The organism is Psychrobacillus sp. 05T411, from assembly GCF_056396485.1.
The window spans coordinates 87,060-103,788 of the sequence record NZ_JBFTLO010000006.1 but is presented as its reverse complement, the minus strand read 5'-3'; the positions used below and the strand labels follow the sequence as shown (position 1 = coordinate 103,788).

The window sequence follows — 16,729 nt, the reverse complement described above, 5'->3', positions numbered from 1 at the left end:
TAGCAACCATTCCGTGCACAGCAAACAGGAGACATATTGGTGTAAGTTATAGTCCTTTTCGTTAAACAATTTGTATATTAACTATCTTTTTGGAAGAGTCATTGTCCGTATCTCTATGTTCTTCAATAATCCAATTAATAGATAAAATTTGCTGCAAGTCGGGAAAACTTTTCGTTTCGATTTCTAGATGATGGATACCCGTCTCGGATGTTTCATAGTCTTTTTCGGCGACTTTATTGAATTTCATTTTTAATAGGCTTTTTAAACCATTCATCGTAAGAAACTTTACTGTGTATCCATCTACTAGCGCAGATTTAAATCCATTTGTATCTTGCTCAAATAATTTGATAAGCTCATTGAAATCAAAGGTTGGTTTTATATTCTCCCAATTACTAGTATCTTTTTTCTCGAGATGAGCTACTATTTCTTCATTCGAAATACCATTACTGCGTAGTGCTTCAATCATATAAGCATCCATCATCGATATTCTATTGTTTTTCATTTATATACCCCCATTATAATAACTAAATTCTTATCTTAATTATAACAGAATGCAAACAAGCGAATTGTGTGGGTATTGTGTGAGTGACTGGCACTTAAAAAATATTCGGAAGTTTCATATTATTTGAATAAAAGTTACAATAGGAGTACATATCAAGGACTAAAAACTCCAAAAGAAAGGGGCACAAAGATGACATTTTCCATTGTTGGTTTTGATCCAAAAACAAATGAATTAGGCGTAGCAGTAGCGTCAAAGTTTTTATGTGTTGGAGCAGTGGTGCCATATGCAAAAGCAGGCGTTGGGGCAATTGCTACACAGTCATGGGCTAATTTAGATTATGGGAAGCATGGTTTGGACATGCTAGCAAAAGGATTTACACCAGAACAAGTAATAACAGAGCTTACTAGAAATGATAACAGGTCTACTTATAGGCAAGTTGGAATTGTAGATGCAAGAGGACATAGTGCAACATTCACTGGAGATGATTGCTATAAGTGGGCTGGTGGTTTTGCAGAAATAAATTTTGCAATACAAGGCAATATACTTGTAGATCAACATACAGTAGAGGCGATGAAAACAGCATTTATACAAGGGGAGAGATCTCTAGCAGAGCGCTTGTTAGCAGCCTTACAAGCTGGAGAAAGTGCCGGTGGTGATAGTAGAGGAAAACAATCTGCAGCTTTATTAGTTGTAAAAGAAAATGGCAGTTATGGTGGATATAATGATCGGTACATCGATCTTCGTGTGGATGATCACAAAGAACCAGTACATGAGTTAGCTAGATTGCTGAAACTGCACAGACTTTATTTCGAACCAACGTTGCCGGCTGATATTGTAAAGATTGAAGGGGAACTGGAAAAAGAAATTCAAATTCTCTTATATGAAAATGGTTATTTAGATAGAGGGTTAACGGAACTGGATAATTTATTAGATGCGGTGCAGTCGTATCATCTGATCGAAAACTTTGATGAGCGGGTACAAGAAAGGGGATTTATTGACTTAAAGGTACTGGAGTTTATGCGGATAAAATAGGAGACTCTTTATTAATGATAGTGAGTTATTACTACAAATCATTACAAATGTACAAGAAGAAGTAAATGAATTACTCAACTATATCAAAAATAAAAAAGTTTCGAATGAGGATGTTATAAAAAAGTTTCATATTACAACTGTTCTATTCGATGAAACGAAAGAAGTATTAATGAATCATATCGATGAATCAGAAATTGTTACTGTCAAACTATTAGACGCAGTGGATAAAGTCAAAAACTTCACCTCTAAAGAAGTGTAGCCGGCATACATTTAAGAGCCTAAAACAAAATGTTTTAGGCTCTTTTTAGTTTGACCACTTTACTTATTTAATTTTCTTGAATTTCCACTTCTTCGATTTACTATCGTAGTAAGCACCTTCAACAGTAGGCTTCTTACCTTCCGTAACGATAACGAAGTCGTCTTTAAAACCTTGTGTTATTTGATTGTTTTTGCTATCAAGGAAAGCGATATCTTTTAACTTCAGATTATCTTTGATTTTATCCTTGTTCTTTTCCTTCAATAGACCTGGCGGCACATGATAATCTAAGTGAAGTGTAAATTCACCGCTTGTAGCAAGTGTATTAAAGTTGTTTGCAGGGATAGTGAATGTTCCGTTTACAAGTGTAATGACGACATCTTTGTTTGCTATGTCGATTTTCTTTGTAGCTGCTTCTGTGAAACGGATATATACGTTTCCAGCGTCATGCAGTACAGAACCATCTACCGTAATAACAGCCTCAGAGCTATCTACCTCATCGGCAGTAATTACTGCTTCACCAGCTTTGTTCGATTGAACAGTGATATTAATCGTTACTTTGTTATCGCCGTAGGTTGCGGTTATTGCTGTTTTTCCATCTGCCTTTGCAGTTATAAGGCCTTTTTCAACAGAAACGATCTTCGTATCAAAGCCACTATAAGTTGCTTCCGCTGATACGTCTTTCGTTGTAGTAGTACCGTCTTGTTTCGTCGCAGTTTCCGTTAATGTAATTTGCTCTGTTTGACCTGATTCTAACTCTACAGATGTTTTATTAGCTTTTAGCGTATATGTTTCTTTTTCGTTAAATTCAATTTGGACTAAAACAGGATCGTGATCAGATGCACGGCCGTGAATATCCATGTAGTTCGCGTTAATGTGAATCATGTCTACAGCAGTTTTAGTTGCTAAGTTATTGGTTACTAAAATATGGTCTAGAACTTGGTTGTTTCCTTGATAGTAATAAGAAAAACGTTCACCAGCAGGTACTTTTTCAACCATATTCGTTAAAATGCCACCTTTAAGAGCAGCGAGAGTAGGGGTGAATTCGAAATCATTCATATCACCTGCTACGATTACCTTCAAATCAGGATCCTTTGCTTGTCCAGCTTTAATAAAGTTGTTGATCATCGTTGCTAACTCAATTCTTTCTGCTTCGGAACCTAAAACTGGAGGTTGATGTTTCCCGAATAAAGGCTGGTCTCCACTTTTAGAATTTAAATGCGCCCCGATAACAACTACTTTTTCCCCTTGGAAATCAAATTGAGCTGCTAGTGGTTTACGCGTATTAGGCTGTGGTAAGTCTAAAACACGACCTGGATTTAACGTTAAGTTACCATGGTCATCCCAAGCGACTTTATCTGTCGAGCTACCTTTAGTTCCTTCTACTAATGTGACACGTTCTGGATTGTACAAGTATCCAACTCGAATATTTCCTCCTGGTTGTCCACCATCTTGATCATACTCAGGTGCAATGTCCGTCCAGTTGTATTCTGGACCACCTGCAGAAACAATTGCAGCTATTAAACGTTCATAACTCGCAGATGCATCTGTATTCCCAGAAGCTGTTGGTCCGTCATTATCTTGAACTTCTACTAATGTAATAATGTCGGGAGATTTCATATTTTCCACGAATGATTTTGCGATTTTCATTACCTTCTCATCCGGTGTATTTTGTTTATTCGTTGAGAAGTTTTCCACATTGTATGCAGCTACTGTCAGTTTATCTTCAGTAGGGTTGATATCCGTTATTACATTTGGTTTTTCCACACGAGTGATTGGAGGAAGAGAAGATTCTTCTGTCCATAACTTGAAGTTTCCAAAACCAAAGCCCATTACACCAACAATGTTCCCAGTATAATAGTCACCAGATTTCGCATCATAGTTTTCATTATCGATATCTACTAAAATTCTTTCTGGGTTGTAGTCATTAGCTGAAATATTAATACCACCTAAAACGTTGAATGTTGTGTTGGTAGAATTGCCTGCTACTACTACAACCTCTCCGTATTGCTGTGGACCAATTACTTTTGCATTTGGAACGGCGAGTCGCATTAATTCAACAGATTCCCAAAAATCGATACCGTCTTCTAGTGGATCAAATGAAGTTAATCCGTCATTGTCGATTATTTCAGTTGGTGGAATAACATCTTCACCAATTACTAGTGGAGCGGGAAGTGCTGCTGTTCCCGTTTTCGTTGCAGTTGTCGCACGAATTCTTGTAATTGGTAAATCATTAGCCTTCATATCTGAATAGCCTTCGAAATACCATTCTTCTACAGTTCCTGCAACCGATACTAAATCGCCCACCTTAAGGCCGTTTGAAGCTTTGTTAACAATGATTGCTTCTGATGTTGTATTGTCATCATCAGGATTGATATCTTGAATGACAAAGTTTGCCGAGTTATACAAGTGAGTCACGACACCTGTGATGTTTTGTACGTTTGCACCTTCATAAGGAGAGAAGTGTCCATTTCCTTGAATATCGCGGATGACAAGGTCATTTGACTTCAATACATTATACGTAAAAGTGAATACATCAGAAGTAGTGTCACTTACAGCAATTGCTTTAATTGTTGTAGTCTTCGTTAGTTTGATAGGAGCAGTATACTGTGTACTTTCCAATGTAGGGATCGAACCATCTAGTGTATAGTGGATAGTCGCACCTTCGATTGGTGTCATTAATGAGACTTCTGTTCCTTCAGAAACATTCCCTGGGAGAACATCTGTGTATACTGCAGGTTTATTTACTTGTTCAAAGCTTTCTAAACCAAGTGTTTTCACTTGATATGTTGTATTGAATTTGGAAGCGATACCAGAGACACGTACTAAATCACCATTTTTATATTGTTTCATGAATATATCGTAATCTAATCCGTTGCGATTATCGTTTCGAATAATGATAGATTCACCGTTTTCGTGTGTTGCAGTGAATTCGAATGTTCCAAAGTCATTTGATTTTACTAAGTTCGAGATTGTCACGTTGTTTAATTGAATAAGTTTTGCTTGAGTTTCTTCATTTACTCCAGCCGGTGTGATTACTTGGGCTGTTGGAAGTGTATTACCTGTAGAGATTTTAGTGATTTTTGATGGTTGGATTTGCAGTTCGCCACTATATGGACTTACTTTTCCTTCAAGCTCTACAAAATCGCCAGCATTTACGTCTGCTGAAGTAGTAAAAGCGTAAATTCCAGCCGTTTCATCTTGGATGTAGAAACCTTTTCCACCCCAGAATCCAGTGCCTGTTGTTACTGTTCCTTGTACTTTGACAACTTTATTTGCATCCGCTATAGCACGAGCTGCAGCGATATTTTCTAGTACTTCCACTTCAGGAGGCGTTGGCACTTCACCATTTGAGATAATCGTGTATGCACTTGCACTTCTCAATCCCGGAACACTGAAATAAGCGGATAATGTGCCAGTGATAGTAACTTCCCCTTGGAATAAGTTAGGGTTGTCCACTAAATTCAAGCCAGCACGTACAGCACCAGATGGTAATTGAACCGGTAAAATCTTGGATGCATTAGTCTCGTTAGGAGAATCTGCGAGACCAATATTTGTATTTGCCGTGAAAGGTGCTTCTTGATCATAAGTAGTGCCAGAGCTTGCTGTCCCTACGATAAATCCTTGAACGGTTGCCGTCCCTGTATTATTTGCGATAGCGTCAGCAACCGATATAGGTTCTGCTGCTTGTGCTTTTGGTGCAGTGATAAATGGTAAAAGCGTAGTTAATACTAACAAGAGAGAAAGGGCTACCTTACCAAAAACGTAATTCTTCGTGTCACTTTTTGTCAACTAACTCACTCCTCAGGATATATTGTTTGATGCACATAGATTATAGCAAAACAAAATTAGTAAATTGATAAGAAAATGCAAAATTTATAAGATTCAAATAAAAACAGGGAATAAGACTATTATATTGAGGGTTTTATTAGGGATATAGAAATGTTCGATACTAGGATTTAAGTGTTGTTTTTGGATATTTTAATGAAGTGAATCGAGATGACTGATTTATTTTTTTAAAATTGAATATGATACAATCAAACTACGGATAAAAAAGTAAGGGAGTGAAAATGTACATGCACCATTTGAATGAAACACACGATTTATCGCTAGTCTTCCTTTCGTTAGTAATAGCTTTTTAGCTTCTTTTACAGCGCTTGATACAATAAGAAGAATCCATTCTTCTACTGGTACTCAAAGAAAATTATGGTTGTTGAGTGGGTCTGCTGCAATGGGGAATGGCATTTGGTCTATGCATTTTATAGCAATGCTATCTTTTAAATTGCCGATAGCTATAAACTACAATTTGTTTTTAGTAGTAATATCAATTATTGTTGCAATTGTCGCTTCCTTTTGTGGACTTTATATTATCGCGACATCTCATATTAGGATCTTTCATTTTATAATTGGCGGAACTATTATGGCATTGTGAATTAGTGGAATGCACTATATTTGCATGTATGCGATGGAAGGCGTCAAGATTAGTTATCATCCAATTCTTTTAACTGGCTCTATTTTTATTGCAATAGGAGCTTCCGAAATAGCCTTAATGCTTGCTTTCCGTTTTCGAGAAATAGAAAACGGAAATAATGGTATAGCAAAAATAGTGGGGGCATTTTTTATGGGTGGGGCAATTGCAGGAATGCACTATACAGGTATGATGGCGGCAACTTTTGATTCTGTTTCACAAAATGTAATGCTAGACAGCCCTTTATTTCTAGATACTGGTTCTATGGTTATTTCAGTKACTATAGGAACAGCTATAATACTCGGAATAGTTTTAGTGACATCTTTTATTTTGGACCAAAGATTGAATGAAGAAATTGCTTTTAAAGGAGCCATTTTAGAGTCTGTACTAGATTGTGTAATTATTATTGATCGCCAAGGAAAGATTCTAGAATGTAATCCTGCAGTCACAAAAACATTTGGTTATTCTCGTGGGGAAGTTATTGGAACAACCTTAGAGCAAAAATTATTAATACCTTCTTCTATACATAGTTTTATTGGAATTGACGGTGCATATATATACAATAAGCGGATAGATGTTACTGGCGTGAAAGAGAACGGAGAACAAATTCCAATCGAGTTAACAATTACACGTATTAAAAAAGAAGGAGCTCCTGTGTTTACTGTTTATGCACGCGATATAACTAAATTCAAGCAATCGGAGAAAACGATAAGGAAAATGGCTTATCGTGATGCATTAACAGGTTTGCCTAATCGAAGGTTTTTTAACGAGCATTTGAGCAATGCTTTAAAAGTAGCCAAATCACAACAGACAAAGTTAGCGCTACTATTTCTAGATTTAGATCGCTTTAAAATAATTAACGACTCAATGGGCCATACATTCGGAGACTTGTTGTTAAAAAGCGTTGCCCAGAGGCTTCAAGAATGTGTAGAACTTGACGACAGCAATGTTATTTGCAGAAATGGCGGGGATGAATTTACAATCATTTTGGAAAATTCAACAGGTATAAAAGCAGAGGATACAGTGAAAAAAATTATTCATTCATTGATCAAACCATTTTACTTGGAAGGTCAAGAAATATTCATTACAGCGAGTTTAGGAGTTTCGATGTACCCAAGAGATGGACAGGATCAGGAAACACTTATGAAAAATGCAGATGCTGCAATGTATGAAGCAAAAGATAGAGGAAGGAATGACTTTTCATTTTTCAATCAAGCAGCGGCCTGAAAAACTTGCAACGATTTCAGTCGGAGCAGGAGTTAAGAATGGCGCTGGAACGAAACGAGCTAATTGTGTACTATCAACCGCGGCAAAATATAAATAACGGAAAGATTATTGGTGTAGATGCGCTAGTTCGTTGGATTCATCCGACAAGGGGAATGATTCCACCTCAACCAGCTGAACAAATAGAAAAACTAGTTTCCATCAACACACGTGTTGATTAACCTAAATTATTCAGTGCATTCCATGCATTAATACCATTACAGCAAATTGTTCCATCACGTCTTCGGAGTACTTCGGTCTTGAATGTCTCGTAACATCTTTATCGAGATTTCAAATAGAGGGGAGATGCGGCTTAGCCGCATCTCCCCTCTATTTTTTTTCGATAATCCTGTTACCGTCATTCGCCTGTCGTACTCCTACATACTTAAGCCACGATAATGGTGTAGCGATCATTTCGACCAAAGCGAACGGAAGACATTCAAGTGCAAGCGATGGTCTTTTTTTTTTTTTTATGAAAGTAAATGATACTTACACCTTACTTTAATATTCTCCGAACACTTTTTAACCCTAATACACCCGATTAATTTTAATTACACTATTTACATATGCTTTATATTAAAAGCCTATATTATATAACTGTCAAAACGACGAAACATTTACAATATGCAGAATTTTTTAAAAAATGTGTTGTAATGTGTTGTAATGTGAGATATATTATTAGAAAATATAGATAACGGGGGATGAACTAATGGGTGCAGAACGTTTAGTTGATGTAATAAGGGGTGGAATTGTTGAAAGTGAACATTGGGGACACATTGCTGTAGTGAATAGTGAAGGTAAACTAATCTACTCGATTGGCGACCCTAACAGGTTAACTTTTGCTCGTTCATCCATGAAACCATTACAAGCGATACCTATTGTGGAAACAGGTGCGGCTGATTTTTATAAATTAAGTCAGGCAGATCTCTCATTAGCTTGCGCTTCGCATAATGGAGAGGATCAGCATACCAATCGAGTGAGAGCCATTTTGAAAGACTTGGAGTTAACAATCGATAGCCTAAAGTGCGGGACTCACCCTCCTAGATGGCAAGAAAAATATGAGGAATTAATGAAATCTGGAGAAGACATTTCTGCCGTTTATAATAATTGCTCTGGTAAACATAGTGGAATGTTGACTACAGCAAAATTTATGGGAGAGAGTTTAGAAGATTACTATAAGACAGATCATCCTGTTCAAAAAAGAATAATAGAAGTAATCAGTGATCTCTGTGAAATCCCAAAGGTTGAAATAGAAATTGGTATTGATGGCTGTGGAGTACCTGTACACGGTATACCATTAAAAAAAATAGCGTTAGGATTTGCCAAGTTAGCCAATCCATCAGCATTCCCTAATAAACGTAAAGAAGCAATTGAAAGAGTTACTTCTGCAATGATGGCTGAACCTGAAATGGTTGGAGGAACAAATCGCTTTTGTACCGACTTTATGAAGACAGAAGAAGGAAGAATGTTTGGAAAAGCTGGTGCAGAAGGAGTTTATTGCATTGGGGATATTGAAACCGGATTAGGTATTGCACTAAAAATTGAAGATGGCAATGGTAGGGCTACTGCGCCTGTTGCTATTGAAGTTCTAACACAACTTAATTTACTGAATGAAAAGCAAAGAGAACTATTACAAGAATATCACTATCCACAATTAAAGAATGCAAGACAAGAGGTCATCGGGCAGTTGCGCCCATGCTTTAAGTTGAAAAATGTATAATGCATTTTATCATAAAAATATTTGTGAGGGGGATTAATGAATGAAAAAAACACATCGTTTACTATCTTTATTTGTCTTGACAATTGTATTAGCGTTAGTTGGGTGCTCTAATGATTCAAGTGGTAAAGATGAGAATGGGAAGACTGAAGAAAAAGCAACAAAAGAAGGTAAAGATATTGTTATAGCAGTTGCGGACAATTTTACCGGAATGGATCCACATGATACGAACGACACTTTGTCAGGATCGGCTCAAAAGACCATGCTGGAAGGACTCGTTGGTTTCGATAAAGACATGAAAGTTATTCCTGTATTAGCAGAGGAGTATTCGGCAAATGACGAAGCAACTGAATTTATATTTAAGTTACGTCAAAACGTTCAATTTCATGATGGTACACCATTTAATGCAGAAGCAGTAAAAATAAATTTCGATAGATTAGCGGATCCGAATAGCGGTTTAAAAAGGCATAGCCTCTATAGTTTAATAGAAAAAACAGAAGTTATCAGTGAATATGAAGTCAAATTCACATTATCAGAGCCATTTGGTGCGATGATCAATACATTCGCTCATCCTGCTGGACTTATTCACAGCCCAAAAGCGTTAGAAGAGTTTGGTAATGAGGTTGCTAGACATCCAGTTGGTACGGGTCCATTTAAATTCGTTGAATGGAAACCTAGTGAAGGTCTAGAAATTGTAAAGAATGAAGAGTATTGGCAAGAAGGGTTACCAAAAGTAGACTCCATTACCTTTAAGCCTGTATCTGAAAACGGTTCAAGAATTGCAATGCTCCAAACAGGAGAAGCAGATTTCATCTACCCTGTTCCAACTGAACAAGCAGATAGTATAGATGGGAAGAATGGTATTGAAGTAGAAAGTAAACCTTCTATTATTGTTCGATATATGTCTATGAATACACTAAAAGCACCGTATGACAATATCAAAGTGAGAGAAGCATTAAACTATGCTATCGACAAAGAAGCTTTTATTAAGGTAGTTATGAATAACCATGGAGATATATTGGATTCAATTATTGCTCCTAATGTTCAGTACTATCAAAAACAAGATCCCTATTCATTTGACGTGGAGAAAGCCAAAAGCTTGCTGAAAGAAGCTGGCTACGAAAATGGTTTTAAAGCAAAGTTATGGGGCGGCAATAGCTCGAGTGCAATAAAAGCAATGGAATTCATTCAACAACAATTGGCACAGGTCAATGTGGAAGTAGAAGTTGTTCCTATGGAATCCGGTACTTTGTCAGATAAAATCTGGTCTGTACAAAATCCGGATGATGCAGAACTAGAATTGTACTATGGTGGTTGGTCTCCATCAACAGGTGATGCTGATTGGGGAATTCGTCCCCTTCTAGGCGGCGAGGAAGCATTCCCTCCAGCTTCTTATAATATCTCTTACTTTAACAATTCAGACGTAAACAACCAGATCCAAGCTGCCTTAAAAACAGCAGATTCAGAAAAACGTGCACAAGCATATAAAGAAGTGCAAGAAAAAACTTGGAAAGATGCTCCTTGGGTTTTCCTCTCTACCGATAATACAATGGCAGGTAAGAAGAATTATTTAAAAGGAATTTATCTGTTACCAGATGGTTCACTAAGTGTTACAGATATTGAAGTTGAGTAAATAATCCCAAATAGGGCGCTATATTTAAATATAGCGCCCTATTTTTCAAAGGAGTGGATAAATTGTTTGGTTTCCTTATAAAAAGAATAATAGAAATAATCCCTATATTGTTTTTGGTATCTATTTTCATTTTTCTATTCGTACATATGATACCGGGTGATCCGGCACGACTTGTTGCTGGTCCGGATGCAACTATTGAAGATATAGAGATGGTGAGGAAAGAATTAGGTTTAGATAAGCCAATTGTAGAACAATACGTTTCTTATATAACAAACTTGTTTCAAGGTGATCTAGGGACATCCTTAAAGACCAAAAGACCGGTAAGTGAAGAAATTGGAGAAAGATTTATGCCTACTTTTTGGTTAACTCTATGGAGTATGGTCTGGGCGGTCATGATTGGATTGTTGATTGGAGTTATATCCGCAACTAAAAGAAATAAATGGCAAGATTATTTAGGGATGTTTGGTGCAGTCTCTGGGTTATCCTTACCTTCCTTTTGGCTTGGTTTATTGCTTATTCAGCTATTTGCAGTTACATTAGGCTGGCTTCCTACTGGAGGGATTGAATCCTGGAAAAGCTATGTTTTACCTGCATTTACCTTGGGGACGGGGGTTGCTGCAGTTGTAGCCCGTTTTACTAGATCCTCCCTTATGGATGTTTTGAAAGAGGATTATATTAGAACAGGTAGGTCCAAAGGGCTCAGTGAGCATAAAGTTACTTGGGGACATGGATTACGGAATGCAATGATACCGGTCGTTACCATGACTGGTTTACAATTCGGCTTTCTACTTGGTGGCTCGGTAGTTATAGAAACCGTTTTTAGTTGGCCGGGTCTTGGAAAATTATTAATTGATTCAGTAGCATATCGTGATTATCCAGTTATCCAAGCGGAAATGCTTATTTTTGCTTTAGAATTCATATTAATAAATTTAATTGTAGATTTATTATACGGTATATTAAATCCACAAATTCGATATGAGTAGGGGGGTCAAAATGGTTGAAGTAAAACTGTCAAAAAGAGAAGAATATTACCAAAGGACTTTAGAAAAAGGTACTGCAAAAACTCCCGTTTCAGAATTTTGGAGAAAGTTTAAAAAACAGAAGCTTGCGTTTATCTCCTTCTTTTTTGTAATCTTTCTTATTTTACTAGCTCTTATCGGGCCATTCATTGTCCCGTATGATATTGCAGAACCAGATTATGAAAATGTTCTATCAGGGCCGTCTACAACTCATTGGGCAGGAACAGATGCATATGGAAGGGATATTTTTAGCAGAATAATAGCAGGTACGCAGATATCCTTATATGTCGGGTTGACTTCTGTGTTATTAGGAGCCGTTGGGGGTACTTTTTTGGGAATAATAGCAGGGTATTATGGCAAATGGATTGACCGAGTAATCATGAGAATTTGTGACGTTTTATTTGCTTTTCCTGGGATTTTGCTAGCGATTGGTATTATCGCGATATTAGGCCCAGGTCTGGGGAATGTTATTATTGCAGTAGCAATTTTCAGTATTCCAGTATTCGCACGAATTGTAAGGAGCTCCACACTTGCTGTGAAGTCGACCTTATACGTGGAAGCAACCAAATCTATCGGAGCAAAACCGAAACGGATCATTTGGAAACATATTTTTCCAGGTACTCTTTCAAGCGTTATCGTTTATTTTACAATGAGAATTGGTTCTGCCATATTAACAGCAGCAAGTTTAAGTTTTCTAGGATTAGGAGCACAACCGCCTTCACCGGAATGGGGAGCGATGTTAAGTGGAGGAAGAGATTATTTAAATATTGCCCCTCACGTAACTATATTTCCGGGATTAGCCATTTTCATTACAGTACTTGCCTTTAATCTACTAGGGGATGGATTGCGTGATGCACTCGATCCAAAAATAAAAGAATAACCGTTTGAAGAGGAGTAGGTTTAATGGATCATACAATACTTAAAGTAAATAATTTACAAACTCACTTTACAAGTGATTCTGGCGTAGTTAAAGCAGTTGATGGGGTTTCATTTGAGGTTGCCAAAGGAGAAACGCTAGGAATCGTTGGGGAGTCCGGAAGTGGTAAAAGTGTGACGTCTTTATCTATTATGGGATTGTTTAAAGATACATCAGGGAAAATTGCGGGTGGAGAAATTCTTTATGAGGGCAAAGATCTTGCTAAAGCTAGTGAAAATCAAATGCGGAAAATTCGTGGGAACGATATTGCAATGATATTTCAAGAACCAATGACTTCTTTGAACCCTGTATATAAAATTGGCCGTCAATTGGAAGAAGCAATTATTTTACATCTAAAGTTTTCCAAAAAACAGGCAAGAGAACATGCAATTGAAATGTTGAAATCGGTAGGTATTTCAAGGCCTGAAAAGATAATTCATGAGTTTCCACATCAACTTTCAGGTGGTATGAGGCAACGGGTAATGATCGCTATGGCCATGGCTTGTAACCCAAAAGTTTTGATAGCAGATGAGCCCACTACTGCACTAGATGTGACGATTCAAGCGCAGATATTAGATTTAATGAGAAATTTGTCTAAGAAATCAGACACAGCAATTTTACTCATTACACACGATTTAGGAGTAGTGGCAGAAATGTGTGATCGGGTAGTTGTTATGTATGCTGGTCGTGCAGTAGAAGAGAGTGATGTCCATTCCATATTTACAAATCCTAAGCATCCATATACACAAGGCCTATTGGAATCTATTCCGAAGATTGGAGTAAGAGTGGACCGTTTACAGTCCATTCCAGGAAACGTTCCAATTCCGTCGCACATGCCTGAGGGCTGTAAGTTTGCTCCTCGGTGTAAATTTGCAATGGATATATGTTGGGAAAAAGAACCAGAATTTAAAGAAGTATCTATTAAGCATTCTACTAAATGCTGGCTAAATGAGGGGGTGTCTCTAGATGACACAGAAATTATTAGAAGTACAGAATGTTAAGAAATATTTTCCTCTAAAGAAAAATATATTTAAAAAGAATCAAGAGTTTGTTAAAGCTGTTGATGGAGTATCATTCTTTGTAAAAGAGGGAGAGACACTAAGTATTGTTGGAGAAAGCGGATGTGGAAAATCAACAACTGGCAGGGTATTAATGAAGTTAATAGAACCTACGGAAGGTAGAATCATATTCGAAGGAAAAGACATTACTGATTTAGATGATGATCAGATTCGACCTTATCGAAGAGAGTTTCAGATGATATTCCAAGATCCATATGCCTCTCTTAATCCTCGTCTAACCATAAAAGAAATAATTGAAGAGCCGCTAATCGTACATAACTATAGTAAAGAAAAGCGGGCTGAGAGAATAGAAGAATTACTTGAAGTGGTAGGTTTAAATAAATATCATTCAGATCGTTATCCGCATGAATTTAGTGGGGGGCAACGTCAGCGAATAGGTATTGCTAGAGCTCTTGCAGTGCACCCGAAGCTGATTATTGCTGATGAACCAGTTTCAGCTCTTGATGTTTCTATTCAATCCCAAATACTAAACTTGTTAAAAGATTTGCAGGATCAATTCAAATTAACCTACGTGTTTATTGCTCATGATTTAAGTGTAGTTGAACATATCTCCGATAGAGTAGGAGTCATGTATTTAGGCAGGTTTGTAGAGCTAGCAAGCAGAGACAAATTGTTTGCAGATCCTTTGCATCCATATACAAAAGCATTATTAAGTGCCGTACCAATTCCCGATCCCTCTTTCAAAAGAGAAAGAATTATTTTAAAAGGGGATATACCAAGTCCAGCTAATCCACCTTCTGGATGTACATTTCATACTCGATGTCCATTTGCACAACAAGAATGTAAAGAGCGTGTTCCCGAGTTCAGAGAAATCGAAGAAGAACGTTTTGTAGCTTGTCATTTTGCAGAAGATTTACATGGTATTTAAAATGGATAAATTGAAAAGAAAAGTCCACGTAATCTCTATACAAGAGAGTTATTTAAATATAATCGCTTATCAATTGTTGGAGATTCTTGGGGACAAGATAGAGTTATCGGCACTGACTATACAACAATTAACAATGAATTTTATTTCCGAACAAGATATTGTCGTTTTATCCAAAGACACCTTAAAAGGTATTACTAGATCATTTATTCCAACCTCCTGTCCAATTATTGTAGCGAAAAGAGAATTAAATATAGTAGGTACAAAAGAGTTGCTTAAACTTCCAAAGGGACGCCAAATTCTCGTGATTAATGATACTGCTGAGCATGCAGAAGAAACAGCAATCTCACTAGAAAATATTTATTTCGAACATGAATATATTGCATACGATTTGGTGCAATCTTTTCCCTCTGACATGGATGTTATTGTCACTCCAGGAGAAATGGAGTTAGTTCCTAAACAATTTGAAAGTGTAATTGATATAGGGCCAAGAACATTGGACTTCCAAACAGTTTTAAAAATAGCTAGTCTCCTAAATATGGATAGTGATACGTATGCATTGATGAATAGATTTATAAAGTCCCAATTATCCTTAGCAGAAAAGTTATATGCTAAGCAAAATTTTCACTATGAAAACTCATTAATGCAACAGAAAAACAACCATTTAAATGACAATAATCAATTTGAAAATGAATTAAGTTTAACTGATCAGGAGATTATATCTATCATTGATAAAGTCGAAGAACATGGTTTTTTAGAAGAAAGTATGGATATTTTAACCATTTATAATGAAGGGAAGAAAAACTTTGAATCTTTTGGTCGAACAAAAGTGAAAATGAAATTGCGTCGAAAAGGAATCCATTTAACTGATCAGCAGATAAGACTCCGTATAGAGGTATTACAAGAATTAGGATTAATAAATGCTCGGCAAGGAAGAGGAGGAGCTAAGCTGTCAGATAAAGGAGAAGCTTTTTTGAAGCATCAAAACGAAGGGTTTAGTAGTAATAATAATTTATCATAGGAGAATGTAAAATGAGTATTGGATATTTCAATGGTGAATTTATTCCTGTCGATAAAGCAGTTATTCCAATTGATGAGAGAGGTCATCAATTCGGAGATGGGGTATATGAAGTAATTAGGGTGTATAACCGTAAGCCATTCATGTTGAAAGAACATATAGAAAGATTATTAAGCAGTGCCAGTTCTATTAAACTAAATGTTAATAAATCTTTGGAAGATATTGAAGCTATCATTACGAAAGCAATCGAAAATACGGATATGTTGGACTTTGATATATATCTTCAAATGACTCGAGGAATTGCTACTAGAAAGCATTTATTTCCAGATACACCAGTCTCCATTTCTATGACAGTTAGACCTATGAAAGTCATGGAGGATAAAGTCCGAAAAATGGGTGTAAATGCAATATTTCACGAAGACGAACGATGGCTAAACTGTCATATAAAATCATTAAATCTTCTTCCCAATATTCTAGCAAAGCAAACTGCACATGAATCTGGCTGCTATGAGGCAATTCTAATTAGAAATGGATTTGTGACGGAAGGAACTAGTTCTAATGTGTATATAATTAAAGATAACAAAATTTATACTACTCCACTTTCAAAGCAAATATTGCCTGGAATCACGCGTTCTGCGTTAAAAAAAATTGCAAGTTTACTTCAAATTGATTTTGTAGAAAAACATTTTACATCTACCGAATTATTACAAGCGGATGAAGTTTTCATAACCAGTACAACTAATGAAATCTTGCCCATTGTGAAAGTAGATGGAACAAAAATAAATGATGGATATTCAGGAGAATTAAGTTTATCTTTGTATGAAAAATTTAAGCAATTTATTTAACTTCTTATTAGTTGAAAAATTTTTAGTCATTACTAAGCTATGGTAACCAGTGTTGCTTTCTTATTACTGGGTTAATTTTTATACTTGAAATGAAAAATGTGTGGGTGAATAAATTG

At 36.5% G+C, this 16,729-nt stretch carries 14 protein-coding genes; 12 read left to right on the top strand and 2 right to left on the bottom strand.

Translation table 11 applies throughout. The features are described 5' to 3' along the window. Positions 1–61: 61 nt before the first annotated feature. Positions 62–502, bottom strand: coding sequence for a hypothetical protein (locus AC1DFT_RS06615; protein ID WP_477918403.1), 441 nt, complete (start codon positions 500–502; stop codon positions 62–64). A gap of 189 nt (positions 503–691) precedes the next feature. Between AC1DFT_RS06615 and AC1DFT_RS06610 the strand changes: the two genes are divergently transcribed. Then, positions 692–1,534, top strand: coding sequence for a DUF1028 domain-containing protein (locus tag AC1DFT_RS06610; protein WP_477918402.1), 843 nt, complete (start codon positions 692–694; stop codon positions 1,532–1,534). Between the two features lie 322 nt (positions 1,535–1,856). Here the strand turns inward: AC1DFT_RS06610 and AC1DFT_RS06605 are convergent, their stop codons facing one another. After that, positions 1,857–5,582 carry a DUF6359 domain-containing protein gene (locus AC1DFT_RS06605; RefSeq protein WP_477918401.1) on the bottom strand — a complete coding sequence of 1,242 codons (3,726 nt, stop codon included), beginning with the start codon at positions 5,580–5,582 and terminating at the stop codon, positions 1,857–1,859. Positions 5,583–6,021: 439 nt separating this feature from the next. Here AC1DFT_RS06605 and AC1DFT_RS06600 point away from each other — a divergent pair, with 439 nt between their 5' ends. From AC1DFT_RS06600 to dat, 11 genes are all read left to right on the top strand, one after another. Then, positions 6,022–6,222 (top strand): MHYT domain-containing protein, encoded by a 201-nt coding sequence (locus AC1DFT_RS06600; protein WP_477918400.1) that lies wholly within the window; start codon positions 6,022–6,024, stop codon positions 6,220–6,222. A 9-nt stretch (positions 6,223–6,231) separates the two neighbouring features. After that, a complete protein-coding gene (locus tag AC1DFT_RS06595; protein WP_477918399.1) occupies positions 6,232–7,485 on the top strand; it encodes a sensor domain-containing diguanylate cyclase in 1,254 nt (417 codons plus the stop codon). 38 nt (positions 7,486–7,523) lie between these two features. Then, a complete protein-coding gene (locus AC1DFT_RS06590; RefSeq protein ID WP_477918398.1) occupies positions 7,524–7,703 on the top strand; it encodes an EAL domain-containing protein in 180 nt (59 codons plus the stop codon). 527 nt (positions 7,704–8,230) lie between these two features. Beyond that, positions 8,231–9,241, top strand: coding sequence for an asparaginase (locus AC1DFT_RS06585; RefSeq protein ID WP_477918397.1), 1,011 nt, complete (start codon positions 8,231–8,233; stop codon positions 9,239–9,241). Positions 9,242–9,281: 40 nt separating this feature from the next. Next, positions 9,282–10,871 (top strand): glutathione ABC transporter substrate-binding protein, encoded by a 1,590-nt coding sequence (locus tag AC1DFT_RS06580; RefSeq protein ID WP_477918396.1) that lies wholly within the window; start codon positions 9,282–9,284, stop codon positions 10,869–10,871. A gap of 62 nt (positions 10,872–10,933) precedes the next feature. Next, positions 10,934–11,854 (top strand): glutathione ABC transporter permease GsiC, encoded by a 921-nt coding sequence (gene gsiC / locus AC1DFT_RS06575; RefSeq protein WP_477918395.1) that lies wholly within the window; start codon positions 10,934–10,936, stop codon positions 11,852–11,854. Between the two features lie 10 nt (positions 11,855–11,864). Next, positions 11,865–12,770 carry an ABC transporter permease subunit gene (locus AC1DFT_RS06570; RefSeq protein WP_477918394.1) on the top strand — a complete coding sequence of 302 codons (906 nt, stop codon included), beginning with the start codon at positions 11,865–11,867 and terminating at the stop codon, positions 12,768–12,770. A gap of 23 nt (positions 12,771–12,793) precedes the next feature. Beyond that, a complete protein-coding gene (locus tag AC1DFT_RS06565; RefSeq protein WP_477918393.1) occupies positions 12,794–13,807 on the top strand; it encodes an ABC transporter ATP-binding protein in 1,014 nt (337 codons plus the stop codon). Next, positions 13,773–14,753 (top strand): ABC transporter ATP-binding protein, encoded by a 981-nt coding sequence (locus AC1DFT_RS06560; protein ID WP_477918392.1) that lies wholly within the window; start codon positions 13,773–13,775, stop codon positions 14,751–14,753. The genes AC1DFT_RS06565 and AC1DFT_RS06560 overlap by 35 nt, the downstream gene beginning before the upstream one ends. Then, positions 14,743–15,771, top strand: a complete 1,029-nt coding sequence (locus AC1DFT_RS06555; protein WP_477918391.1) for a winged-helix domain-containing protein — start codon at positions 14,743–14,745, stop codon at positions 15,769–15,771. Before AC1DFT_RS06560 ends, AC1DFT_RS06555 begins: the two co-directional genes overlap by 11 nt. An 11-nt stretch (positions 15,772–15,782) precedes the next feature. After that, positions 15,783–16,613, top strand: a complete 831-nt coding sequence (gene dat, locus AC1DFT_RS06550; protein ID WP_477918390.1) for a D-amino-acid transaminase — start codon at positions 15,783–15,785, stop codon at positions 16,611–16,613. Positions 16,614–16,729 lie beyond the last annotated feature (116 nt).

Bases quoted from the DNA above. Each gene is read 5' to 3' on its own strand.
- AC1DFT_RS06560 (WP_477918392.1), top strand. From the start codon at position 13,773: ATGACACAGAAATTATTAGAAGTACAGAATGTTAAGAAATATTTTCCT.
- dat (WP_477918390.1), top strand. From the start codon at position 15,783: ATGAGTATTGGATATTTCAATGGTGAATTTATTCCTGTCGATAAAGCA.
- AC1DFT_RS06600 (WP_477918400.1), top strand. From the start codon at position 6,022: ATGGGGAATGGCATTTGGTCTATGCATTTTATAGCAATGCTATCTTTT.
- AC1DFT_RS06580 (WP_477918396.1), top strand. From the start codon at position 9,282: ATGAAAAAAACACATCGTTTACTATCTTTATTTGTCTTGACAATTGTA.
- AC1DFT_RS06610 (WP_477918402.1), top strand. From the start codon at position 692: ATGACATTTTCCATTGTTGGTTTTGATCCAAAAACAAATGAATTAGGC.
- AC1DFT_RS06590 (WP_477918398.1), top strand. From the start codon at position 7,524: ATGGCGCTGGAACGAAACGAGCTAATTGTGTACTATCAACCGCGGCAA.
- AC1DFT_RS06565 (WP_477918393.1), top strand. From the start codon at position 12,794: ATGGATCATACAATACTTAAAGTAAATAATTTACAAACTCACTTTACA.
- AC1DFT_RS06570 (WP_477918394.1), top strand. From the start codon at position 11,865: ATGGTTGAAGTAAAACTGTCAAAAAGAGAAGAATATTACCAAAGGACT.
- AC1DFT_RS06555 (WP_477918391.1), top strand. From the start codon at position 14,743: ATGGTATTTAAAATGGATAAATTGAAAAGAAAAGTCCACGTAATCTCT.
- AC1DFT_RS06585 (WP_477918397.1), top strand. From the start codon at position 8,231: ATGGGTGCAGAACGTTTAGTTGATGTAATAAGGGGTGGAATTGTTGAA.
- AC1DFT_RS06615 (WP_477918403.1), bottom strand. From the start codon at position 502: ATGAAAAACAATAGAATATCGATGATGGATGCTTATATGATTGAAGCA.